At 57.5% G+C, this 23,982-nt stretch carries 20 protein-coding genes and 1 riboswitch; of the genes, 3 read left to right on the top strand and 17 right to left on the bottom strand.

Annotated features, from left to right (window positions below; genetic code table 11):
- Positions 1–122 precede the first annotated feature (122 nt).
- From cobF to FHW16_RS18130, 15 genes are all read right to left on the bottom strand, one after another.
- The gene (gene cobF / locus FHW16_RS18060; RefSeq protein WP_182550663.1) at positions 123–887 is read right to left on the bottom strand and encodes a precorrin-6A synthase (deacetylating); all 765 of its coding nucleotides are present in this window, start codon (positions 885–887) and stop codon (positions 123–125) included.
- The gene (locus FHW16_RS18065) at positions 884–1,108 is read right to left on the bottom strand and encodes a hypothetical protein (RefSeq protein WP_182550664.1); all 225 of its coding nucleotides are present in this window, start codon (positions 1,106–1,108) and stop codon (positions 884–886) included. Before FHW16_RS18065 ends, cobF begins: the two co-directional genes overlap by 4 nt.
- Positions 1,099–2,238, bottom strand: coding sequence for a ribonucleotide-diphosphate reductase subunit beta (locus tag FHW16_RS18070; RefSeq protein ID WP_182550665.1), 1,140 nt, complete (start codon positions 2,236–2,238; stop codon positions 1,099–1,101). Before FHW16_RS18070 ends, FHW16_RS18065 begins: the two co-directional genes overlap by 10 nt.
- Positions 2,239–2,445: 207 nt before the next feature.
- Positions 2,446–5,325, bottom strand: coding sequence for a ribonucleoside-diphosphate reductase subunit alpha (locus FHW16_RS18075; RefSeq protein WP_182550666.1), 2,880 nt, complete (start codon positions 5,323–5,325; stop codon positions 2,446–2,448).
- A gap of 108 nt (positions 5,326–5,433) precedes the next feature.
- Positions 5,434–5,643, bottom strand: a riboswitch (cobalamin riboswitch).
- 50 nt (positions 5,644–5,693) lie between these two features.
- A complete protein-coding gene (locus tag FHW16_RS18080; protein ID WP_182550667.1) occupies positions 5,694–6,485 on the bottom strand; it encodes a heme ABC transporter ATP-binding protein in 792 nt (263 codons plus the stop codon).
- A gap of 2 nt (positions 6,486–6,487) precedes the next feature.
- On the bottom strand, positions 6,488–7,609 hold the full coding sequence (locus tag FHW16_RS18085) for a FecCD family ABC transporter permease (protein WP_182550668.1): 1,122 nt from the start codon (positions 7,607–7,609) through the stop codon (positions 6,488–6,490).
- Positions 7,606–8,517, bottom strand: a complete 912-nt coding sequence (locus FHW16_RS18090) for a heme/hemin ABC transporter substrate-binding protein (RefSeq protein WP_432652051.1) — start codon at positions 8,515–8,517, stop codon at positions 7,606–7,608. Before FHW16_RS18090 ends, FHW16_RS18085 begins: the two co-directional genes overlap by 4 nt.
- 10 nt (positions 8,518–8,527) lie before the next feature.
- The gene (locus FHW16_RS18095; protein ID WP_182550670.1) at positions 8,528–9,586 is read right to left on the bottom strand and encodes a hemin-degrading factor; all 1,059 of its coding nucleotides are present in this window, start codon (positions 9,584–9,586) and stop codon (positions 8,528–8,530) included.
- A gap of 24 nt (positions 9,587–9,610) precedes the next feature.
- Positions 9,611–9,751, bottom strand: coding sequence for a hemin uptake protein HemP (gene hemP, locus FHW16_RS18100; RefSeq protein ID WP_246711849.1), 141 nt, complete (start codon positions 9,749–9,751; stop codon positions 9,611–9,613).
- 447 nt (positions 9,752–10,198) lie between these two features.
- Entirely contained in the window at positions 10,199–11,143 is a 945-nt protein-coding gene (locus FHW16_RS18105; protein WP_182550672.1) for an ABC transporter substrate-binding protein, read from the bottom strand.
- 76 nt (positions 11,144–11,219) lie between these two features.
- A complete protein-coding gene (locus tag FHW16_RS18110; protein ID WP_182550673.1) occupies positions 11,220–12,230 on the bottom strand; it encodes an ABC transporter permease in 1,011 nt (336 codons plus the stop codon).
- Positions 12,227–13,777: a sugar ABC transporter ATP-binding protein gene (locus FHW16_RS18115; RefSeq protein ID WP_182550674.1), complete on the bottom strand. Its 1,551-nt coding sequence runs from the start codon at positions 13,775–13,777 to the stop codon at positions 12,227–12,229. Before FHW16_RS18115 ends, FHW16_RS18110 begins: the two co-directional genes overlap by 4 nt.
- A gap of 183 nt (positions 13,778–13,960) precedes the next feature.
- Positions 13,961–15,133: a Gfo/Idh/MocA family protein gene (locus tag FHW16_RS18120; RefSeq protein ID WP_182550675.1), complete on the bottom strand. Its 1,173-nt coding sequence runs from the start codon at positions 15,131–15,133 to the stop codon at positions 13,961–13,963.
- Positions 15,134–15,151: 18 nt separating this feature from the next.
- Positions 15,152–16,207 (bottom strand): sugar phosphate isomerase/epimerase family protein, encoded by a 1,056-nt coding sequence (locus FHW16_RS18125; RefSeq protein WP_182550676.1) that lies wholly within the window; start codon positions 16,205–16,207, stop codon positions 15,152–15,154.
- A gap of 57 nt (positions 16,208–16,264) precedes the next feature.
- Entirely contained in the window at positions 16,265–17,281 is a 1,017-nt protein-coding gene (locus FHW16_RS18130) for a LacI family DNA-binding transcriptional regulator (protein WP_210278195.1), read from the bottom strand.
- A 215-nt stretch (positions 17,282–17,496) separates the two neighbouring features.
- Here FHW16_RS18130 and FHW16_RS18135 point away from each other — a divergent pair, with 215 nt between their 5' ends.
- Positions 17,497–18,534, top strand: a complete 1,038-nt coding sequence (locus tag FHW16_RS18135; RefSeq protein WP_182550678.1) for an ABC transporter ATP-binding protein — start codon at positions 17,497–17,499, stop codon at positions 18,532–18,534.
- Between the two features lies 1 nt (position 18,535).
- Here FHW16_RS18135 and FHW16_RS18140 read toward each other — a convergent pair whose 3' ends face one another.
- Together FHW16_RS18140 and FHW16_RS18145 are read right to left on the bottom strand one after the other, a co-directional pair.
- The gene (locus tag FHW16_RS18140; RefSeq protein WP_348643903.1) at positions 18,536–20,287 is read right to left on the bottom strand and encodes an ABC transporter permease; all 1,752 of its coding nucleotides are present in this window, start codon (positions 20,285–20,287) and stop codon (positions 18,536–18,538) included.
- A 6-nt stretch (positions 20,288–20,293) separates the two neighbouring features.
- The gene (locus FHW16_RS18145) at positions 20,294–21,268 is read right to left on the bottom strand and encodes an ABC transporter substrate-binding protein (RefSeq protein WP_182550679.1); all 975 of its coding nucleotides are present in this window, start codon (positions 21,266–21,268) and stop codon (positions 20,294–20,296) included.
- 327 nt (positions 21,269–21,595) lie between these two features.
- Here FHW16_RS18145 and FHW16_RS18150 point away from each other — a divergent pair, with 327 nt between their 5' ends.
- A complete protein-coding gene (locus FHW16_RS18150; protein ID WP_182550680.1) occupies positions 21,596–22,705 on the top strand; it encodes an ABC transporter ATP-binding protein in 1,110 nt (369 codons plus the stop codon).
- Positions 22,706–22,782: 77 nt separating this feature from the next.
- Positions 22,783–23,919 (top strand): extracellular solute-binding protein, encoded by a 1,137-nt coding sequence (locus tag FHW16_RS18155; protein WP_182550681.1) that lies wholly within the window; start codon positions 22,783–22,785, stop codon positions 23,917–23,919.
- Positions 23,920–23,982 lie beyond the last annotated feature (63 nt).

The raw sequence follows: 23,982 nt of genomic DNA on the forward strand, positions 1-23,982 counted from the left end.
TTGGGATGAGAAGCATAAACTCACATAAAGATATCTTTATGTCAACAAATCAATTCTATTGGCGGCACGTTCTGTCGTAGCTGCGGCATCCTGTCATGAGCAGCCAAGACGCCTGCAATACGCTAATTTTGGTCGGGCCGTTTCAACAAATACGTATCCATGATCCAGCCTTTTTGTTGCCGTGCGACAGTGCGCAGCCGTTCGATCTCATCGACAACATCACGCAACCGCCCGGAAAGAAGAATCTCGTCTTCCGTGCCGACATAGGCACCCCAATAGATGTCGACGTCTTCCTTGATGTTTTTGAACGCGCCATCGCCATCGAGCATGACGACAATGCTTTCCGAATTGTTGGGAAACCCCTCCTCCAGCTTGCGACCCGTGGTGATGGTGATGGATTCGCCGATACGGTTGAGGACGACCTTGTGTTTCGCCGTCAGCGCCTGAATGGCGGTTATGCCCGGTATCACGTCATATTCCAGCTCGAAGCCACCCTTGGCATTGAGCCGATCGAGAATCCGCAGCGTGCTGTCATAGAGTGACGGATCACCCCAGACGAGAAACGCCCCGCACTCGCCGTCACCAAGTTCCTCAAGCAGCAGATGCTCATAGGTCGCCTCGACCTTGTCGTGCCAATCTTCGACACTGGCGCGATAGGTTGAAGACGGCTTATGACGGACGGGCGTTTCAAAATCGACCATGCGGTAGTCGTGGTCAGTGATAAAGCGCTCGCAAATCTCGCGGCGGATACGCGCAAGCTGTTCCTTCTGGGCACCCTTGTCCGGAATGAAAAACACATCGACCTGATTGAGCGCATTGACCGCCTGAATGGTGACGTAATCGGGGTTTCCAGCCCCGATGCCGATGATGAGAACCTTCCGTTTCATTGCTTGGTCTGCGAGCTCTGCGGCCGGGCCGATGCTTTCTTCTCGCGGATCAGTGCACAAAAGAGGTCATGCAGTCGTTTGGCACCCGGATGGCTGGCATAGGACTGCAGCCGTGCAACCTCGGCACTGGCTGCAACGACAAGATCGGCATTCCTCGGCTGGTGCATCAGCCACGCGACGAATACGTCTTCGGGAGCGGGCATCGTGTTCATCAATCCCATGCCAGCGCTCCACCGTTCTGGTACTCGATAACCCGGGTTTCGAAGAAGTTCTTTTCCTTCTTCAGATCCATGGCTTCCGACATCCACGGGAACGGATTGTCCGTATCAGGGAAAACCTGGGCGAGGCCAAGCTGGGCACAGCGGCGGTTGGCGATGAAGTGCATATAGGTTTCACACAGGGCAGCATTCAGCCCGAGGAAACCGCGTGGCATCGTATCGCGGCCGTAGGAAGCCTCGAGTTCTGCGGCATCCCGGATCATCCCGCGCAATTCTTCGGTGAAGGCTTTCGTCCACAGATGCGGATTCTCGTGACGGATCTGGTTGATCACGTCGATACCGAAATTCATGTGGATGCTCTCGTCGCGCAGGATGTACTGATACTGTTCGGCAATGCCGACCATCTTGTTGCGTCGGCCGAGCGACAGGATCTGGGCAAAGCCCGTATAGAACCACATGCCTTCGAAAATGACGTAGAAAGCCACGAGATCACGCAGAAATTGCTGGTCCATCTCCGGTGTGCCGGTTTTGAAGTCGGGATTGTCGAGGTTCTGCGTGTGCTTGAGCGCCCATGCCGCCTTGTCGGTGATGGAAGGCACTTCGCGGTACATGTTGAAAAGCTCACCCTCATCAAGGCCAAGGCTTTCGACAATATACTGGAACGTATGGGTATGAACGGCTTCTTCGAAAGCCTGACGCAGCAAATACTGGCGGCATTCCGGATTAGTCAGGTGCCGATAGATGGCCAGCACAATATTGTTGGCAACAAGTGACTCGGATGCCGCGAAGAAACCGAGATTGCGCTTGATCATGCGGCGTTCGTCATCAGTCAGCCCATCCTTGGATTTCCACAGGGCGATATCCGCCTGCATCGATACCTCAGTCGGCATCCAGTGATTGTTGCAGCCGTTAAGGTATTTCTCCCAGGCCCAGTGATATTTGAGCGGCAGCAACTGATTGACGTCGGCACGTGAGTTGATCATCGCCTTGTCATCGACGCGTACACGGCCACCGCCGCGTACGATATCGCCAAGACCCGTGGCATCGGCGGCGGGTGCCTGATCCGGTGCAAGGGCGGGGTGGATGGCGCGTGCCGAGTTGGCGGCAGCTTCGGTGTTGGTCCAGTCAAGCATGTTGTCAGTCCTTGTTGTTATTGATGTTGAGAACTGGAGCACCCCCCTCTGGGCTGTCGCCCATCTCGCCCACAAGGGGGGAGATCAGCCTTCATCAATATTTCCATCCGGTGGCATTATTGCCAAACCAAGTGAGATGGCTGGTATCGATGTGATCTCCCCCCTTGTGGGGGAGATGCCCGACAGGGCAGAGGGGGGTGCATAATTCTACTGGCAGGCTTCACAGTCAGGATCATTGATCGAACAGGCATTACCGGCTGGTTCCGACAGAATGATCGGTTCGGCAATCGGCTTGGCGGCGACGGCATTGAGTTTGCCATCGGTGCCTTTCAACGTGGACTTTTCTACGTGCGAGGCCGAGCGCGAGCGCAGGTAGTAGGTCGTCTTCAGGCCGCTGTTCCAGGCGAGGCGATAAAGCTCGTCGAGCTTCTTGCCGCTTGGGTTTGCAATGTAGAGATTGAGGGACTGGGCTTGATCGATCCATTTCTGCCGGCGCGAGGCCGCGGCAATCAGCCATGCGCTGTCGATTTCGAACGCTGTGGCATAGAGGGCCTTGAGGTCGTCCGGGATACGGTCGATTTCACCAACCGAACCGTCGAAATATTTCAGGTCCGAAATCATCACCTCGTCCCACAGGCCGCGCTTCTTCAGGTCATGCACGAGGGCCGCATTCACGACGGTGAAGTCACCCGACATATTGGATTTGACGAAGAGATTCTGATAGGCGGGCTCGATGGACTGGGCAACACCGCAAATATTCGAAATCGTTGCGGTGGGTGCAATTGCCATGGTGTTGGAATTGCGCATTCCGGTTTTCATCATTCTCTTGCGCAGGGCTTCCCAATCAAGGGTAATGCTGCGGTCCATCGAAAGCTTGGCACCGGCTGCCGTGCGGGCCTGATCAAGCAGTTCGATGGAATCGATCGGGAGAATGCCTTTTGACCAGAGCGAGCCGCCGAAACTTGGATAGCTGCCGCGTTCGCTGGCGAGGTCAACCGACGCCGAAATGGCATGATAAGAAATGGCTTCCATGCTGAGATCGGCGAAAGCCACGGCTTCGTTGGAGGCGTAGGGAATACGCAATGCCTGCAATGCATCCTGGAAACCCATCAAACCGAGACCGACCGGACGGTGACGCAGGTTGGAATGGCGCGCTTCCGGAATAGTGTAGAAATTGATGTCGATGACATTGTCGAGCATGCGCATGGCTGTTGCCACAGTGCGCGCCAGACGCTCAAGATCGAGACCTTCGGCTGCAATGTGGTTGGCAAGATTGATCGAGCCGAGGTTGCACACCGCAACTTCATCCTTCGATGTGTTGAGGGTAATTTCCGTACACAGGTTCGAAGAATGCACTACGCCAACATGCCCCTGAGGCGAGCGGATATTGCAGGGGTCCTTGAACGTGACCCATGGGTGGCCGGTCTCGAACAGCATGGTGAGAATTCGGCGCCAGAGATCCAGAGCCCGCACCACGCGGGAGACGCGCATTTCGCCACGCGCAGCCTTGGCTTCATAGGCCTCGTAGGCAATTTTGAAGTCCGCGCCGTAGAGATCATGCAGATCAGGTGTCTCGTCGGGCGAGAAAAGGGTCCATGGCTCGTCCTTTTCCACGCGGCTCATGAACAGGTCAGGCACCCAATTGGCCGTGTTCATGTCATGGGTGCGGCGGCGGTCGTCACCGGTGTTCTTGCGCAGATCGAGGAACTCCTCGATGTCGACGTGCCAGGTCTCAAGATAGGCGCAGACAGCGCCCTTGCGCTTGCCGCCCTGATTGACGGCGATGGCCGTATCATTGGCCACTTTGAGGAACGGAACAACACCCTGGCTTTCACCGTTGGTGCCCTTGATATGGGCGCCAAGACCACGCACCGGCGTCCAGTCATTGCCAAGGCCGCCGGAATATTTTGCCAGAAGCGCGTTGTCCTTCACCGCCTTGAAAATACCATCGAGATCGTCGGCAACGGTGGTCAGGAAGCAGGAGGACAGCTGCGGACGCAGCGTGCCTGAGTTGAACAATGTCGGTGTGGATGCCATGAAGTCAAAGGACGACAGCAGGTCGTAGAATTCGACGGCGCGTGCTTCCCGGTCGATCTCGCGGGTGGCGAGGCCCATGGCAACGCGCATCAGGAAGGCCTGCGGCAACTCGAACCGGATACCGCGTGTCTGCTGGAGATAACGATCGTAGAGTGTCTGCAGGCCGAGATACTGAAACTGCAGGTCGCGTTCCGGCTTCAGGGCTGCGGATATTTTCCGCAGATCGAAGCGGGCCAGTTCCGGATCAAGCAATTCCGCTTCAATGCCAGCCTTTACATAGGCCGGGAAATAATCGGCATACCGCTCGGCCATTTCGTGCTGGGTCGCCTGTTCAGGACGGCCGAAGACAAAGCTCAAGGCTTCTCGGCGCAGCTTGTCCAGAAGCAACCGGGCGGTGACGAAGGAGTAGTTCGGTTCGGTTTCAACGAGGGTGCGCGCTGCCAGAATGGGTGCAAGCGACAGTTCGTCGAGCGTAATGCCATCATAAAGGTTGCGCTGGGTTTCGCTGAGGATCGGCGCGGCGCTCACCCCCTCAAGTCCTTCGCAGGCTTCGTCGATGATGCGCGCAAGCCGTACCGCATCGAGAGGAGCTTTGGTTCCGTCGAGTAGGGTAACGCTCAGTGACGGGCCGGTTTTGGCCACCGGTTCCGCCAGCTTCGCTCGTTCTCTCGCGCGTTCTTCCCGATAGAGAACATAGGCGCGTGCAACTTTGTGGTTTTCGCTGCGCATGAGGGCAAGCTCGACCTGATCCTGCACATCCTCGATGTGGAACAGGCGGCCTTCGCTGCTGCGGCGCTTCAAGGTTGTCACAATGTCGGAGGTCAAGCCTTCGACGACATCATGCACGCGGCGCGAGCCGGCGGCGACATTGCCTTCAACAGCGAGGAAGGCTTTGGTCAGGGCAACGGTGATTTTCAGCGGGTCGAACAGTGTCACCGAACCATTGCGGCGAATGACACGATAGCCGGGCTCGGTGAATGATGATTGTGTTTCGCCGGGACGAACGGGCGCAAGTCCATCGATGCCGGTGGTTTCAAGAGAAAGAGACATGTGCTTATACCCCAAAAGTTGGGGGCAAAGGTCGAGCGCACGCGTGCAAAGAGAGAGTCAGCTTGCGGCTGACCATTGCAAGCGACACACCGGGACACCCCGCCCGTGGACGTTCATCATGTTATGGCAGGTCTCCTGGCTCACAGGTCGGCGCTGGTGTCGGCCTTCCCGAAGCTGGGCTTCAGTGGCATTGTCGACAACAACTCGCTGTTTACAGTTGCGGGGGCAGCGCCGGCATCAATGTCAACGACATCTCACCGGCTTCCCTCTTAGCTCCCGGTCTTGCGACTCGGTAGAACCATAACATCTATATTTAGTATCAAATCGTCATCTGCAGTCAATAGGTAGATGGCGATATCTTCAATTACTCAGAGTACTGCGGACTGCGGCAGAACGAACGGTACGGATTTGCCGGGCAGACCACCCACCTTGAGCGCACATTCATAAACACGCAAGATACGGTCATCCGTCAAGACTTCCATAGGTGTACCCACAGAATCAGCCCGTCCCCCATGCATAACCACAATACGGTCGGCAAACATGGAGGTAAGGTTAAGGTCGTGTAGGATCGCGATGACCCCGCCCCCGCGATCGGCAAAATCGCGGGCAATCTGCATGATGATAAGCTGATGTTTGATGTCGAGGCTCGAAACCGGCTCATCGAGAAAGAGGAAACGCGGCTGGCCGTCCAGCACCGGTTGCCAGACCTGACAGAGAACGCGCGCCAGTTGCACGCGCTGCTGTTCGCCGCCGGAGAGTTCCTGATAAAAACGTCCGCCGAAGCCGTCAAGATCAACACGCTCGAGTGCTTCGTCAGGCAGCGTATCCATACTGTGGCGCGAAGCGCCGGAACGGCCGCTGGTCATTCCCAGCTTGACGATCTCACGCACGGTAAACGGAAAGGACAGCGAAGTGGATTGCGGCAGGATCGCCCGCATGGTTGCCATCTGCCAAAGCTTCAACCGGTTGATGGGCGCGCCGTTGATGCTGATTGTCCCGTCATACGGCAGATCGCCCGAGAGCGCGCGCATGAGGGTAGTTTTGCCTGATCCGTTAGGGCCGACGATAACAGTGAATGCGCCTGCCTCTGCATCAAAGGATATGTCCTCGACAATTCTGCTTCGGCCGAGGGATACGGAGACATTGGTAACACGGATCATGGTCAGAGGTCCAGAATGCCGCGGCGACGCAGCAATATCCACAGGAAGAACGGTGCACCGACGGCGGCCGTGACAATACCGATCGGCAATTCGGATGGAGCAACGATTGTCCGGCTGACCGCATCGGCAATCAGCAGCAGGCTGGCGCCGAGCAGAGCCGCCGCCGGCAGGAGATAGCGATGATCGGGACCGATCACGAGGCGCAGAAGATGCGGGACGACGACACCGACAAAGCCGATGCCGCCACTCACCGCAACCGATGCGCCGGTGGCCGCAGCGACCGTGACAATGGCGATGCGTTTGAAGCGCTGAACAGGAATACCGAGATGGCTGGCCGATGCTTCGCCCAGTGCCAGGCCATTCAGCCCGCGGGCAAGGAATGGCGAAATAATGAGGGCCAGCGCAATCAGCGGGCCCGACGCTGCAATCTTGACCCAATTTGCTCCCGCCAGTGATCCGAGACCCCAGAAAGTGAGATCGCGCAATTGCTTGTCGTCGGCCACGTAGACCAGCACACCGATATAGGCGGCGGCCATGGCACCAAGCGCGATACCAGCGAGGAGCATGGTAGCGATGGACGTCTGCCCGCGCCGTGTTGCGACACGGTACAAGATGAGCGTAAAGATCAGGGCGCCGAAAAAGGCGGCAAGCGGCAGCGCGTAAAGTCCGAATATCGCAATGACAGGGGCGAGAAACGTTCCACCCAGAACAATGACACTGACGGCACCGAGCCCGGCACCTGCGGAAACGCCCACGATACCCGGATCAGCCAGCGGATTGCGAAACAATCCCTGCATGACCGCACCCGATACGGCCAGTGAAGCGCCGATCAGGGTGCCGAGGATGACCCGGGGTAGGCGTATATCGTAGATAATGATGCGGTCACGGACCGAAAGTGCATTGTCTGTGATATCGGATCCTGCGATCAGGGACTTCACGACGGATACAACCGAAGCATCGGAGGCACCGAAGGCAAGACTGAAAAGGATGGTGGCAATGAGCGCGACGCACAGGCACGCGATCACTGACCGGGCGAGTGCCGACCGGTCACCATCAGGGCGTGGTTTCTTACCGCCCTGTGCGGAAGCAAGGACGGCGGGCTTTCTCAAGATTGCCTCACTCATTGGCTCAGTTCATTGCCGTAGATGGCTTCTGCCAGCTCGTGGATTGCCTTGGGTGCGCGTGGGCCAAAACCAAGCAGATACTGACCACCCATGCGGATGATCTTCTTGTCTTTGCCGGCAGGTGTTGCGGCAATCGCCGCATTGGCAAGAAGATCGGCATTGTCGGAAGAATGGTCACCACCGCGATCCATGACCAGAATGACATCGGGCTTGGCCGTAATGATCGCCTCGTCCGTCAAGGCCTTGTATCCGGGATATTCCGTGATCGCATTATCGGCACCGGCCAGTGCAATGATGCCGTTGGCCGCTGTCTTGGTGCCTGACGCCATGATCTTGCCACCCTGAGCGCTGAGGACGAACAGGACTCGCTTGCGGTTCTTGATGTTTTTCGTTGCGTCTTCGGCCGCCAGCAGATCCTTCTCGACCTGCGAGGCCAGTTTTTCCGCCTTGTCATCAACCCCAAGTGCCGTCCCCACCACGCGTATCTTCGCCGAGATGCTTTGGCCCGTATAATCTTCCGGCACGAAAACGAAGGGCACGCTGGCCTTCTTCAGGACGTCGATGGTTTCCTTGGGGCCGCTGCCTTCAACGGCGATGATCGCTGTCGGATTGATGGAGAGGACTCCTTCGGGGGACAGCGCGCGCATATAGCCGACGTTTGGCAGCTTCTGCGCCGCTTCCGGGTAGGTACTTGTCTGGTCGCGGCCGACAAGGTGCCCCTCTTCTCCCAGCGCATAGACGATTTCAGTAATGGAATCGCCAATGGACACCACGCGGGCCGCATCGGGAAGGCGTCCGGTTATTTCTTCTGCAGAAGCCATGCCTTGCGGGGATACCAATGCCATCACCGTGGCAAGCGAAGTCGCAATAAGAAGTCTCGTCGGCTTGCTCTGGCGTTTAACAGACATGTTCATTTCCTTAAGCGGCCGAACGCATGATGCGCGGCAGGTTTTCAACAAGCTGGCGCCAGTCTTCCCGTTCGCCTGAACCTTCATAGCGCTTGCCAAAAAACTGGATGATCATTTCGCCTTCAGCGCAATAGGCTTCGAGCGATGTCACATGGCCGTCCTTGGTAGGTTTGCGCACAGCCCAAAGTTCAGCAATGTGGTCGAGACGCAGATGCATGTGAAACGTTTCATCGAGAATATTGAGCCATGGTCCCATCGGCTTGATGTTTGCGATCGGGCCGGAATGGATCTGGATGCAGCCACGATTGCCGACAAAGCACATGATCGGTATCTGCTCCTGCGCCGCATGGTGCATCATGGCGGTCAACGCATCACGATCCAGCGCCCAAGCATAGTCCTGTCCGATCACCTGCACTGCCTGATGACGGGTCATCTTCAGCGCGCGTAGAATGCCGAAAAACTCGTGCACGTCCTTCATCTGTGTCCAACGGTCCCGCAGGCCGTCCGCATCAAGCTCGTGAATTTCCGCGGTCTTCTCCTCGGGCTTCGGGAGAGTTGTCAGTTCGATGCTTTGGGACTGATCATCAAGACGCAGCTTGGCAACAAGCGCGTGGTAGGCATCGAGATCCGAGACGGGGCGCAAATGAATTTTGTGGATTGCCTCACCGGTCGCATCAAAGAATTGAAGGCTGCGGCGGGTAAATTCGCCGTCCTGCTTTTCAACGGCGAAACCATGTGCCCAGCTATCGGGAAACAGACGCATGTCGATCTGCTCGCCAAGCAGCATGGATGCATGCTTGCCGACGATCGGCTTGTCATAGACGCCGATCTTTTCATGTACGGCGCTTTCGTTGCGTGTCAGGGCCATGACCTCGCCCAAAGTCTGTATCTCGGTCAGGAAGGTCTCGATGCGCGGCGTGATGCGAATAACATTGAGACCGCAAAAGGCTGCAACCAGATCAGCCTCGGTGATACCCAGTTGCTGTGCGAGATCACGCTCGCGCATTTTGGGATTGTCTGCCCGTGCCTGCCGGATGTCGTGGGGTTCTGGCTTGTGCGTATCAGTCATGGTCTCTGGATGCCTATCAATACGTTATTTGTTGAGAATGAGCTTGCCCTGGCGGGTGATTTTGAGGCGGTAGAGCGAACCGGCATGTTCGATACCCACTTCATTGGACCCATCGAACAGGATTTCGCTGCCATAGACGCGCATGTCAGATTGAGAAATCGGCATGATCTCTCGTGCGATGGGCGCCAACCTTGGCAGCCGGACCTGCAGATCGATGATTTGACGTCGTGACATTGTGGCCAGCCTTTTCGTGCTGTCGCCCCGGACCAGTCCGGAAGCGGATATTCAAACTTGACTCGTGTGGTCATATTTATTACTCAACATAAAGAGGAGTCAACGAGTCAAGTTAGTTGGCGCTTGAAAAAGTTCATGAAAACTGCGCTCAACCCGGTTGCCTCAGGCAATCGGAACCAGTGACAGGAATTTTGCAGCAAGACTTGGCCGAAGCATGACCGCTGCTCCCGCCATACTTACCCTTGCAGCAAACAGGGTCGGCGTCGGGGCAAGAGTCCTCCCCGGCGCCAGCCCTGACGTTTGGTTTTGAAATTCTTGAGTGATGCACAAAAGAAAAAGGCCCGTGAGGGCCTTTTCCGGTTTTGGGTGGTGTTCGCCTTAGAAAGGCGAATCCGGGAAGTAAAATTCCTTGGCATTTTCCTTGGTAACCAACGTCGCATCAAGGATATATTTGCCGCGCACCGGAACCTGATCGTAGAAATTGGCCACTGTCAGTTCGAGTGCCGTCGCGATCATGGATGGCGGATAGAGAACATTGATCGGTGTCATGGCGTCGCCGTCGCTGACCCGTTTGATCATGTCCTTCATGCCTGCACCGCCGATAACCATCTTGATATCGGTGCGCTTGGCCTGGCTGATGGCTTCGAGTACGCCGACAGCCATGTCGTCATCCTGGCACCAGACGGCATCGATCTTCGGGAACTTGGTCAGATAGTCCTGCATGACCTTGAAGGCATCATCGCGCGACCAGTTGCCGAACTGCTTGTCGAGCACCTTGATACCGCTTCCGGCGATGGCTTCGTCGAAGCCCTTCTGGCGTTCTTCATCGATGACAATCGGCAGACCGCGGATGACGACAACGTCGCCCGTGCCGAGCTTATCCTTCAAATATTTGCCAGCCACGCGGCCGAGTTCCGGATTGTTGCCGGCGACATACAGATCCTGAATCGTCGGATCGGAAAGCGCACGGTCAACCACGGTGACGAAAACTCCCTTCGATTTGACCTGACGGATAGGGTCGGTCAACTCGTCGGAATTGTGCGGCAGGGTGACCAGGGCATCGATGCCCTGCGTGGTCAGATCTTCCAGCGCATTGGCCTGTGAAGCACCATCCGGTGAAGTCTTGATGATGATCTTGAGGCCTGGATGATTGGCTTCAAGGATCTTTGCGGCACGTTCAGCGTGATAGACGACGCCGCCCGTCCAGCCATGGTCGGCAGCCGGAATGGAGACAGCAATGCTGACTTTCTTGTCCTCGGCGTGAGCAAGGGTCATGCTCGAAGCGAGCAACGCCCCGGCAAGACCCAACATGAGTTTACGCATAATTCTCTCCCAAGTGTTGTGCGGGCCCTTGTTCCTCGGTCGGTGGGTGGCCCTTGTTCCCCCCTCCCAAACTTGACTATCCCTTGCGTTGCAGCGTCCTCTGCACAAGCATCGCAATAATGATGATAACGCCCTGCACCGCTCCGATCAGGTATTCGCTGACGAAGTTGGACAGGACCATGATATTGCCGACGATCTCCAGCATGAACGCACCGCAGATCGTGCCCCAGATGCGCCCGACGCCGCCTTTCAGCGCTGTGCCGCCAATGACAACCGCTGTGATGGCCTGCAATTCCCACAGCATACCGGTGGTTGTAGTTGCGGCGCCAAGTCGCGGCACGTAAACGACAACCGCGATGGCCACGCAGATGCCCTGAATGACATAGGTCATGGCGCGGACACGATTGACGTGGATGCCGGAATAACGCGCCACGTCTTCATTGGAGCCGACTGCGATCACATGCCGTCCAAATGAGGTCTTGTAGAGAATAAAAGCGCCCAGCAGGCCAACGGCAAGGATAATCCATACGGGTATCGGCAACCCGAGAAATGTTCCCGTATAGACCGGCCGGAACAGATTGCGCATTTCACTGGATTTCATTGCTATCGAGCCGCCATTGGCCAGCCACACGGTCACGGACCTATAGATGGCCATTGTTCCAAGCGTCACGATGAACGGCTCGATGCGCCCCAGGGTCGTGACGGCACCATTCACCAGACCGGCTCCCGCGCCGACGCCAATGGCGATGACAACACCGGCTGCCAGCATGGCGAAATTGCCGTCGATTGCCGCCGAGTTCAAGAACAGGATCATGACACCCGCAACAAGCGCAGCCATCGAGCCCACCGAAAGATCAAGCCCGCCCGCGGAAATCACGAAGGTTGCACCAACCGCAATGATAGCAATGAAGGACGAGCGGGTCAGCACGTTCAGTATATTGTCGATACCGATGAAGCTTGGATTGACCAGAGCGCCCAGAACAAACAGCGCGGCAAGTGCCAGAAATGGCGCAATTGCCGTCTTGTCGATATCCGCCAGCTTGCGGCCGAAGCCGCGCGTGTCGGTGTTTGGTTGCGTATCGCTCATGCGGACCCCGTTGCGTAAAGTTCTGCTTCGTTTGTTTTGACGCCGGTGGCGTAGACCACGATTTCATCTTCCGTCATCGTCTCCCCGGCAACCTCACCGACAATACGCGATGAGCGCATGACAAGGATGCGGTGGCAGATGCCGATCAGTTCCTGCATCTCGGAGGAGATGACGATGACCGATTTTCCTGATTTGGCGAGATCAGCGATGAATTTGTAGATTTGTTCCTTGGTGCCGATATCAATGCCGCGTGTTGGCTCGTCGATGATAACGATACTGGGATCCAGCAGCATCATTTTGGCCAGCAGCAGCTTTTGCTGGTTGCCGCCGGAAAGCTGACCCGCCAGCAGATCGCGCCGCCGCGCCCGGATGTCGAATTCGGCAATGGCGTTGTCCAGTCCCTGTTCCTCGCGCTTGCGTTCGATCAGGGGTCCTTTGGTGAATTTTTGGAGCGAGGCAAGGGTGAGGTTCGTGCGCAGATTCTGCGCGAGAAGAAGTCCCTTACCCTTGCGGTCTTCACTCAGGTAAACGATCCCGGCCGCCATGCTGTCTCGCACCGTATGAAACCTGACTGGCTTGCCGTTCAATTTGACTTGTCCATGCCCGGGGCGCAGTCCGACAATGCCTTCGAGCAGTTCGGTCCGTCCGGCGCCGATCAATCCGGCAAAGCCAAGGATTTCTCCCTTGCGCAGGGTGAAAGATGCGTCGCGGGCATAACCTGAAACATCAAAGTTGCTGATTTCCAGAATGGTCTCATGCGTCGCCGTCTCTTCCCTTTCAGGGTAAAGTTTTGACATGTCGCGCCCGACCATCAGCTTGGCCATGTCGACAGGCTGCAATTCCGATGCATTGCGTGTCGCGATAAGCTTGCCGTCGCGCAGCACGGTGATGCGATCGGCAATGGCGCCGACCTCCGGCAGGCGGTGAGAAATATAGAGCACGGCAACGTTCTGGTCGCGCAGGTTGCGGATGACCTTGAGCAACGCTTCGGTCTCATACGGGGTGAGAGATGCAGTGGGTTCATCGAAGATCACCACGCGGTGCGGCACCTGCAGTGCGCGGGCGATCTGCACGAGCTGCCGCCGGGCAATGGAAAGCCGCGATACGGTCGTTGTCGGGTCGATCTCCGCGCCAAGCTTGCGTACCGCTTCCGCCGCCAGCCGGTTCATCTCCCGGTCGTTGACCATGAGACCGCGCCTCAGTTCGCGGCCCATGAAGATATTCTGCGCGACCGTCAAATGCGGTGCCAGCAGGATTTCCTGATGCACCAACACGAGACCGCGATGTTCGGCGTCGACAGGACCTGTGAGGGTCACATCTTCACCGTCCATTGCAACCGAACCACGGGTTGGCTGCAGATGGCCGCTCAAAAGCTTCATCAGCGTGGATTTGCCCGCCCCATTCTCACCGATGATCGCATGCACCTCTCCGGGCTGGATGGTGAGACTGATATCGGTGAGCACTTCCACCGGCCCAAAAGCCTTGGCGATGCCGCGGGCTTCCAGGACCGGCAGCAGGGTTGATTGCGTGGCCGAGGGTGAAGTCATCTTTCCATTACCCCCCTCTGTCCTGTCGGACATCTCCCCCGCAAGGGGGGAGATCAGCCTTCATGACCGTGTTAGCCAAACTTCGATGTTGGAAATTACGAGAAATCCTTGATGCCGATGTGATCTCCCCCCTTGTGGGGGAGATGTCCGACAGGACAGAGGGGGGTGAAATCAACACTTCCATCATACCTTCGTCCAGACGCCGCCAGCCTTCGACGACTTCACAGCCGCTTCGATGAATTCCATACCAATCAGACCGTCCTCGACCGTAGGATAGATTACATCTTTTGGCGTTTTCTTGCCTGTCCGGGCAGCAATGATTGCCTGCGCGGCTTCCGTATAGATGTTGGCGAACCCTTCGAGATACCCTTCCGGGTGGCCGCCGGGGACGCGCGTCACGCGGGCGGCTTCCGGTGAAGCACCGGCTCCGCCGCGGGTCAGCAATTGTTTGGGTTTGCCGAACGGCGTGTACCAGAGATAGTTCGGATCGGCCTGCGTCCATTCCAGCCCGCCCTTTGTGCCATAGACACGCAGTTTGAGGCCATTCTCGTGACCGGGTGCCACCTGACTTGCCCAGAGCATACCTTTTGCGCCGCCATCGAAGCGCATCAGTATCTGTACGTCATCATCGAGCTTTCGGCCTTCGACGAAGCTGGTGAGTTCGGCGCAAAGCTGCTTCAGTGTCAGGCCGGAAACGAAACAGGCAAGATTATAGGCATGGGTGCCGATATCGCCGATGGCTCCACCAGCTCCCGAGCGCTTCGGGTCCGTACGCCATTCCGCCTGCTTCGACCCGCTGTCCTCGGCTTTTTCGGTTAACCAGTCCTGTGGGTACTCGGCCTGTACCAGCCGGATTGTGCCGAGCACTCCCTTTTCAACCATGGCGCGGGCCTGCCGGATCATGGGGTATCCGGTGTAATTGTGAGTCACGGCAAAAATCTTGCCGGTCTTTTTCACCAGCGCCACCAATTCCTTGGCATCCTTGACCGTCGTCGTCAGCGGCTTGTCGCAGATGACATGGATCCCGGCCTTCAGAAAAGCCTTGGCAGCGGGGGCGTGCATATGGTTCGGCGTAACAATAGCCACCGCCTCAATGCCATCCGGGCGCTTGGCTTCCGCTTTCGCCATTTCTTCGAAAGAACCATAGGCACGGTCTTCCGCGATCCCGAGCTCCTTCGCCGAAGCCTTGGCACGTTCAGGATCGGAGGAGAGTGCTCCGGCGACGAGTTCGTACTGGTCGTCGATGCGCATGGCGATACGATGCACGGCACCAATGAAGGCACCCTGCCCTCCTCCGACCATGCCGATGCGAATGCGCCGTGTTGCTGCCTTTTGTTTGCTTGCTTCAATAGCCATTGCCGCTTCCTTCCGTTCTTATACCAGACCAAGGAGACGGCGGTTGGCCGCGTCGTCGGTTCCTGCGCCAGCGAAGTCATCGAATGCCCTTTCGGTCACGCGGATCAGATGTGCGTTGATGAATTCGGCACCTTCACGCGCACCGTCTTCGGGATGTTTGAGTGCGCACTCCCATTCCAGCACTGCCCAGCCGTCAAAGTCGTAAGCCGTCAACTTTGAGAACACGGCACCGAAATCCACCTGTCCGTCACCCAGCGAACGGAAACGTCCGGCACGATTTACCCAGGGCTGGAAGCCGCCATAAACGCCCTGACGACCTGTCGGATTGAACTCGGCATCCTTGACGTGAAAAGCCTTGATGCGCTCGTGATAGATGTCGATGTAGTCGAGATAGTCGAGCTGCTGCAGCACGAAGTGCGAAGGATCATAGAGCAGATTGGCGCGGGGATGATTGTTCACGCGCTCCAGGAACATCTCGTAGGTGATGCCGTCATGCAGGTCTTCGCCCGGATGGATTTCATAGGCCGCATCGACACCCTGTTCGTCGAGATAATTGAGGATCGGCGTCCAGCGCTTGGCCAGTTCATCGAAGGCCGCTTCCACGAGGCCGGCCGGCCGCTGCGGAAACGGATAGAGGAATGGCCAGGCCAATGCACCCGAGAATGTCGGCATGACTTTCAGGCCAAGGTGATTGGAGGCACGTGCGGCGCGCTTGACCTGATCCACCGCCCATTCCTGGCGCGCTTTGGGATTGCCATGCACCTCGGGCACGGCAAAACCGTCCATCAGTTCGTCATAAACCGGATGAACAGCGACAAGCTGGCCCTGCAGATGGGTCGAAAGCTCGGTGATTGCAAGGCCATGCGAATGGGCAATGCCTGCTACTTCATCGCAATAGGTCTTGGAGTCCGAAGCCTTCTTGAGATCGAACAGTCGCGCATCCCAGGTAGGAATCTGGATGCCTTTGTAGCCCAATGATGCTGCCCATCGGCATATCGCTTCGAATGAGTTGAACGGTGCCGCATCACCCGCAAACTGCGCGAGAAAAATGGCTGGTCCCTTGATCGTCTTCATGTCTCGTCTCCTCCAATTCATGTGGGCGTCTCGGGTAGACGCCACGCCGTTCACAGTTCAGGGCATGTTGTCCCTGAGGAAAATATCGATGCGGATGTGTTCCTGACCCGGCACAATCGGGCGGCCTTCTCGCAGCGCGGTGAGAATCCGCGCGGTGCTGCGGGCCATGTGTCCGACATCCTGATTGATGAGCGCGTCCACGGTGCCGCGCACCAGATGACGGCGGGTCGACGCGGTAAGTTCATGCGCCACAAAAATCACGTCGGATACACGGCCGGTAGCTTCGAGCGCAGCGAGCACCCCCGCCTGGCCACCACCGGCATTGTAGATGGCGACCAGATCGGAATGATCGCGCAGCAGCGATCGCGCGACGGTCTCCACGCGCGCATTCTCGTCGCGCGCTTCCCGGACAGGCAGAACTTCAAGATTGGTGTATTCGCGGGAAATGACCTGTTCGAACCCGAACTGCCTTTCCACGTGATCGCGCAGGGCCAGTGAACCGGCAATCATGCCGACCTTGCCCCTGCGTGGTCCGACGAACCGGCCAATCAGCGATGCAGCGGTGCGCCCGGCGGCGTAATTGTCGATTCCCACAAAATGGGCACGGCGCGAATTCGGCACATCTGAAACCAGCGTCAGGACAACGACGCCCCTGTCGGCGAGCGCATTGATGGCTTCGGTGACTGCGGGATGGTCCAGAGCGACGACGGCGACGCCATCGATACCCGAGGGGAGCCGTTCAAGCGCGAGTGCGAGGGCTTCGCCATCGAAGGTATCAACGTAGTGAATGGAGAGCCGCACGCGTTCCAGCAACTGGCGTTCGCGCGTTGCACGGAACTCCGCATCGAGCGCCTGCATGAATTCGTTTTCGCCGGTCGGCAGGATAATCCGGAAATCGTAGTCGCGTCCGCGTGCAAGCCGCGATGCGTGCTGATCCGGATGAAATCCGAGCATTTTGATAGCCGCGTTGACGCGCTCGATGGTGCGCGCATGCACACCATTCCGCCCGTTCACAACACGATCAACCGTTGCAAGACTGACACCGGCTTCTCGGGCGACGTCTTCAAGCGTCATCTTTACCACGAGAAATCTCCTCCGCCTGATATACTAGTTCGGCGAAATGAGGTGTGCAACTCTTTTTGACGGGTTTTGATGGGAATTTTGACGGGTGGCGGATAGGGCCTTATTCGGCAAAGGATTTTATGCGGAACCGCTGCCCCGTCACATTGTTGTAACGGGATTGGCGCATAGGCCGTGTCAAACATGAAAAAGCATTGTAAAAGCGGCGCATGACCGACATCCACATCCAGAATCTCACCAAGCGCTTCGGCGGGACGGTTGCTCTCAGAGATATCTCCATCGATTTTCCGGCAGGCTCGTTCACGTCGCTGCTGGGACCTTCCGGTTGCGGCAAGACCACACTCCTGCGTCTCATTGCCGGTTTTGAGGCACCCGATAACGGTGCCATCCATTTCGGCGAGGACCTGATCGCCGATGCGCATCGCCAGAAAACGCCTGAGGAGCGCGGTGTCGGTGTTGTCTTTCAGTCCTATGCTCTGTGGCCGCATATGAATGTTGCTGAAAACGTAGCCTATCCCCTGAAGACCCGCAAAATCGCCAAGGGCGAGATTGCCCAACGTGTCGAGGCCGTGCTGGAAAGCGTTAGCCTCGGCGGCTTCGCTGACCGGCGTATCGAGGAACTGTCGGGCGGTCAGCGGCAGCGTGTGGCGCTGGCGCGCTGTCTGGTTGCCGATGCGAAAATCATCCTTTTCGATGAACCGCTTGCCAATCTTGATATGCATTTGCGTGCCTCGATGATAGAGGCTTTCCGCGATATTCACCGCCGCACCCGCGCGACTATTGTCTATGTCACACACGATCAGTCGGAAGCGCTGGCGCTTTCCGACCGCATTGCGGTGATGAGCGCGGGGAATATCCTGCAGATAGCGTCGCCGACGGAAGTGTATCACTCCCCGGCTGATCGGCGCGTGGCCGGTTTTATCGGACGCGGCACACCGGTTTCCGGCACCGTTGTAGAGAAGCAGGAGTCGTCGGCTCTTGTGGATGTGGCAGGTTATCGCCTTTTAGCGCGGGGGACAGCCAATGGCTCTGATGCCGTCTCATTGCTGTTGCGCCCGGAGGCCCTCAGCCTTGCGGACGCCGGACTTGCGGCCAACGTGCAGGAAAGCACCTATCGCGGTGCCGTATATGAAACCCGGCTTGAACTCGCCAATGGCGAGCGCCTGACGCTGGACAGCGCCTCGTCACTGCAGCCCGGCAAAACCGTACATGTCGCCATTGCCGACGCCTGGATCATCCCCGGCTGATCTATCGCCAGGGCAGGACGCCGGGCGGCAGCCTTTTACCGAGACGATCAAGCACGGCTAAAAGTACGACGACGATCAGAATGGTCGTTACTGCAATGGCCGCCGCGTGTGTGCCGAGTCCGGCTTCTTCGAGGCTGAACAGCACGACGCCGAGTGTTTCATGCCCGCTTGACCAGAGCAGGGCGGAGACCGTCAATTCGTTGAATGCGCTCATGAAGACAAGCAAGGCTCCGGCGACGGCAGCGGGGGCGGTCAGTGGCCCGGTGATTGTCATGAGACGGCGCAGCGGACCTGCACCGGATACGGCCGCCGCTTCATTGAGATCGCGTGACAGCTGCCCGATTGCCGTTGTGACCGGTTTCATGGCCAGGGCGAAGAAGCGCATGAGATAAGCGACAAGGATGATCCATGCCGTGCCATAGAGGCTGCCAATCAACGGCAACGGGCGCAGGAACAGCAGAATGCAGGCAATGGCAAGCACAATGCCCGGTAAGGCGTAGGGTAGTTCGATGGCCCCATGCAGGATGCGTTGCGATAGACGCGAGAAACGCTCGAGGCCTACTGCAACCGGAATGGATCCCACCGCGAGAATGAGAGCAGCGCCGCAGGCAAGGATCGCCGAATTCCAGAAGGCGCGGCTGGTGGACGCCTGCCGGAACAGCACTTCCTCGAAATTGGAGAATGTCAGGGTGGACCAGTTGAGCGGTACGCCGAAAGAAGGGATTAATGCCGTTGTTGTCAGGGCAAGCACCGGCAGGATCAGCATGAACAGGATCGCGGCCCAGCCGAGGGTGGCGAACAACCACCGGTAGCGGCCAAGGGTAAATCGTGCGGGTGTTCCCGCCGTGAAACGGTGGCTGACCTTTGTGAGGGCCAGTGCCTGTAGGACCACACCAAGCAAGGCGAGCACGGCAATCAGGACCGAGAGCGCAGCAACCTGTGGAAGCACGCTGGGACCAAAACTGGCGATGCGCTGGTAGATCATGGTCGTCAGGGTAAGATAATTGACAGGCATACCCAGCAGAGCGGGAATACCGAAATTGCCGACGCCGGATACGAAGGCAAGCGCTGTGGCGGCAACGAGGTAAGGCCGCACCATCGGCAGGATGATCGTCAGGAGCACGCGCAATGGCGATGCTCCCGAGGAACGCGCCGCTTCGACCAGATCGCGCGGGACGCGGGTCAGCCCTGCCCGCAACGTAATGAACACGATGGGTGCATGCTGGATGGCATAGAGCAGGATGATACCGTTGCGCCCGAGCAATGGATTGGATGTGCCCGGCGGCGGTGCAAGACCGAAAGCACCGAGCAATGTACTCGACGGTCCGAACAGATGCAGCCATGACAGAGCCATGACCTGCGGTGCGATCATCAGGGGCAGCAGCAACAGAAAACCAAGGATTTTTCGCCCCGGCAGATCCGTCATGGCGATGCCAATGGCAAAGGGCGCGCCGACTAGAAGCGCCAGCACGGCGCCGAAGAAGGCTGTATCGAGCGTGTTCAGGGTGGCGCGTATCACAGAGGCGCCGGAAAGCCGCTCCGCCATGGCGCCAAGATCAATCTCGCCGCCCGGTGCGACAGCAGTGACCAGCAACCGCAACATCGGCAAAAAGCTGAGAACAAAGATAATGGCGAGAACAAGCACGGCGGACAATCCGCCATCCTGCCTGAAATAACGCCACACCCTGTAGAGGCGCGAGCCCGCATGGGTGGATGCGGGCCCTGTTGTGTCTATGGAATGCGTTACGACCAAGGGAGTTTACTGCCCCATCACTTCGCTGAACTTTTCCTTGTTCTTCGTCTCGTTGGCAAGCGCGCCTGCTGCGTCGAATTTCATGACCTTGATGGATGCGCGGTCAGGATAACCTGCGGGAAGAGCGACATCGGCACTTGCCGGAATATAGCCCATCTTGGCGGCCAGTTCCTGTCCATCTTTTGACAAGAGAAAGTCAACGAATGCCTTGGCAGCTTCGGGATTTTTGGCGGTGGACAGAATGCCGACCGGCTCGGTGACGGCCGAAACGCCTTCCTTCGGGAAGACGAACTCAACCGGTGCACCCTTGGCTTTCTCTCGGATCGGCATGTAATCGACGATCATGCCATAAAGTTTGTCGCCGCCGCTGACCGCTTTCAGAATATCGCCATTGCCACCCGCTGCCTGCGCACCGTTCTTGGCCAACTCTGCATAATAGTCCCAGCCCTGCTTGAGATTTTCGGTAAGCGTGACCGTGTGGATCAGCGCAGCGCCTGACGTCAGCGGGCTTGGCATCGTGACAAGCCCTTTCGCCTCGGGTTTGGCGAGATCGGCCCAGCTTGTCGGCACAAAGGGCGCCTTGGTGTTATAGACAATGCCCGTCGTTATCAGCTTGGTGGAAAAGTAGGTTCCGTCCTTGTCAACGAGCGCAGCTTCGATGCCCGAAGTCTTGGCATCCTTGAACGGCAGCAGGCGGCCTTCCTTCTTCAGACCTTCCATGGTGACCACGTCGGCAATCAGCAGAACGTCAGGCTGTGGCTGCCCCGCTTCGATTTCAGCGCGCAGCTTGGCCATGAGCTTCGGTGTTCCGTCACGCACCCATTCGACCTTGATGCCCGGATTTTTCGCCATGAATGCGTCAGCGGTTTGCTGGGCATCGGTATTGGGCTGACTGGTGTAGAGAACCAGTTTGCCATCTGCGGCGAAAACCGGCTGAAGACCGGCGGCAAGCAGGATGGAAGCTACGAGAAGTCGGCGCATGATTACCCCTATTGTGTCTGGACGAGACGAGCCCGCTTTGATTTTTGCAGGCTCATAATGTCGGTCACTCCTATACAAGCCGGATAACGGTTCTATGACATCTATACAAAAGTTGTAAGGTTTTCGCCCAACTTTCCGTGGATCGGCCGTCGTGGAATATTGGGGCTGGGCGACACTTGAGGCGGCCAACGCTACGCATCAATGTCATGCGGTTTCATCGGGTGAATTGGTCTGGCAAACTCCGTCAAAATTTTTCACTTGTCATCCCGCTGTTATAAACAGACAGTACAAAGAAAAAAATTGCACAGCTGCGCAATGGGATGGAAAATGACTGAACCTGCTTTCCTCAAGGTCGAGAGGATGAGCGTCGGCTATGGCTCGACGACAGTGCTCGACAATCTGGACCTCGATATTCACAAGGGTGAATTCGTGGCGCTTCTCGGCTCGTCCGGCTGTGGCAAGACAACGCTTCTGCGGACGATTGCCGGTTTCTCCAAACCATTCAACGGTTCCATCCAGGTTGCGAACCGCGATGTCACGCAAATGCCGCCGGACAAACGGGGCATGGCGCTGGTGTTCCAGTCCTATGCGCTCTGGCCACACATGACAGTGGCACAGAATATCGGCTACGGCCTGAAGCTGCAGAGACGCTCGAAGGACGTGATCGAGGCGAGGGTCAACGAAATGCAGAATCTGCTTGGTCTTGGCGGTCTTGGCGCACGCAAGCCGGCTCAACTTTCCGGCGGCCAACGCCAGCGCGTGGCGCTCGGCCGGGCACTGGCGATCGATCCGGAAATTCTGCTTCTTGATGAGCCGCTTTCCAACCTCGATGCCCGTATCCGTCTCACGGTGCGCCACGAAATCCGTTCGCTGCAGAAGCGTCTCGGCATTACGGCCATTCACGTTACGCATGATCGCGAGGAAGCCATGGTGATGGCTGATCGCATTGTGATCATGAATGCCGGGCGGATCGAACAGCAGGGAACACCCGAGGAAGTCTACAACAAGCCCGCCTCGCCCTTCGTTGCTGCTTTCATGGGTGCGGAGAACCTTCTATCCATGCAGGCGCGTGTCAATGGCGAACAGATTGAACTCGCGGAAGGTGCGTTCAATCCCCAGACGATCACAGCGCGGTCGGGCCGTGCGCTTGCCAGTGGTCCGGTACAATTGCGCTTTCGTGCCGAAGCCGCCCGCCTTGCTGGCAGCCGCGATACGGTTTCAGCCGAGCCGGGTGCACTTGAACTGCGCGGCCAGGTTGCCAGCGTCAGCTATCCCGGCGGCCATTGGCGCCATGCGGTAAGGCTTGGCAACGATGAAATACTTGTTGATGCGGACACTGCATTTGCCGAGGGCGAAACCGTCAAGGTGCATATCCCGGCCCAATCCCTGTTCATTTTCAATGCGCCGCAGCTTGCTGCGGGCGCACCTGCCCATTGAGGACAGAAGGCCAGAGCAACTGGCCGCTGCCCCATAGACTGCCCAAACAAAAACATCCATGCTCACGGGAGTTCACGATGAAAACGTTTCTACAGGCTTCTCTTATACTCGGACTGGCGGCGACACCTGCCGCTGCCGGTGACCTTACGGTGTTGACGGCGGGCGACCAGAACATGGTCGATTACGTCAATGATTACCTCGCGCCAATTTTCGAAAAGGAAAATCCAGGCACGAAGGTGCGTGTTGTCGGCACGGGCCCCGGCGATGCGGGCTCGCAGAAGATTCTCGAGCGCTTTGATGCTCAATCTAAGGCCAATTCGGATAAATGGGATGTTGACGTTGCCGTGGTCCACGAAAAGTTCGCTGGTCCTATGGTCAAGGAGGGTTATCTCGAATCTTATCGTTCAAAGATTCCGTCTGACAAAATGGTCACCACAGAGAAGGCCAAAATGGCGCTTGGCGCCAATGTCGATGGTTATGTCATGCCGATGTATTCCAGCCAGACGGCCATTGCCTACAATCCGGCCCTGATCCCCAATCCACCGAAGAGCTATGAAGAGCTCGTCGCCTGGGCCAAGCAGAACCCGAAACAGTTCGGTTATAACGGCATCAAGGGCGGCGCTTCGGGTGTCAGCTTTGTCATGGGCTGGATCTATGCCTTCGGCGATGGCGATGCCAAGACGCTGATGAATGGTCCGTTCGAAGAATCCGAAACCAAGAAATGGGACAAGGCATTTGCCGGCCTCAAGGATTTCACCACCAATGCAACCTTGACCCCCGGCAATGCCGGTACACTCGATATGCTGAGCCGCGGCGAAATCGCCATGGGCCCGGTCTGGGTCGACATGTTCTATTCCTGGAAGGCCGACGGCAAGTTGCCGCCTGAAATGAAGCTGTTCCTCCCGGCTCCTGGTATGCCAGGCCAGCCGATGCATTACGTCATTCCGGCCAAGAGCCCGAATACGGAACTGGCCGAGAAGTTCGTCGCCCTTGCCACGAGCCCGAAAGTTCAGGCAGAAGGCATCGTCAAGCGCTTCAACTGGTATCCCGGTATCGATGCGAAATACGTGCAGCCGGAACTCGACAAGGCCAGCTGGGACAAGCTTTTTGTCGACATCTCGCCGGAAGATCTGGCTACCAAGGCAAAGCCTTTCCCGATTGCCAAATACAATTCGGCAATTCTCGAAGCATATGAGCGCAATGTAGCCAATTAATAGGATGTGCTTTTCAGGGCCATCGACGCGGGTCGGTGGTCCCCTCCCCTTCTCTGGAACGTC

Source organism: Phyllobacterium myrsinacearum, assembly GCF_014138285.1.
GTDB lineage: Bacteria > Pseudomonadota > Alphaproteobacteria > Rhizobiales > Rhizobiaceae > Phyllobacterium > Phyllobacterium myrsinacearum_A.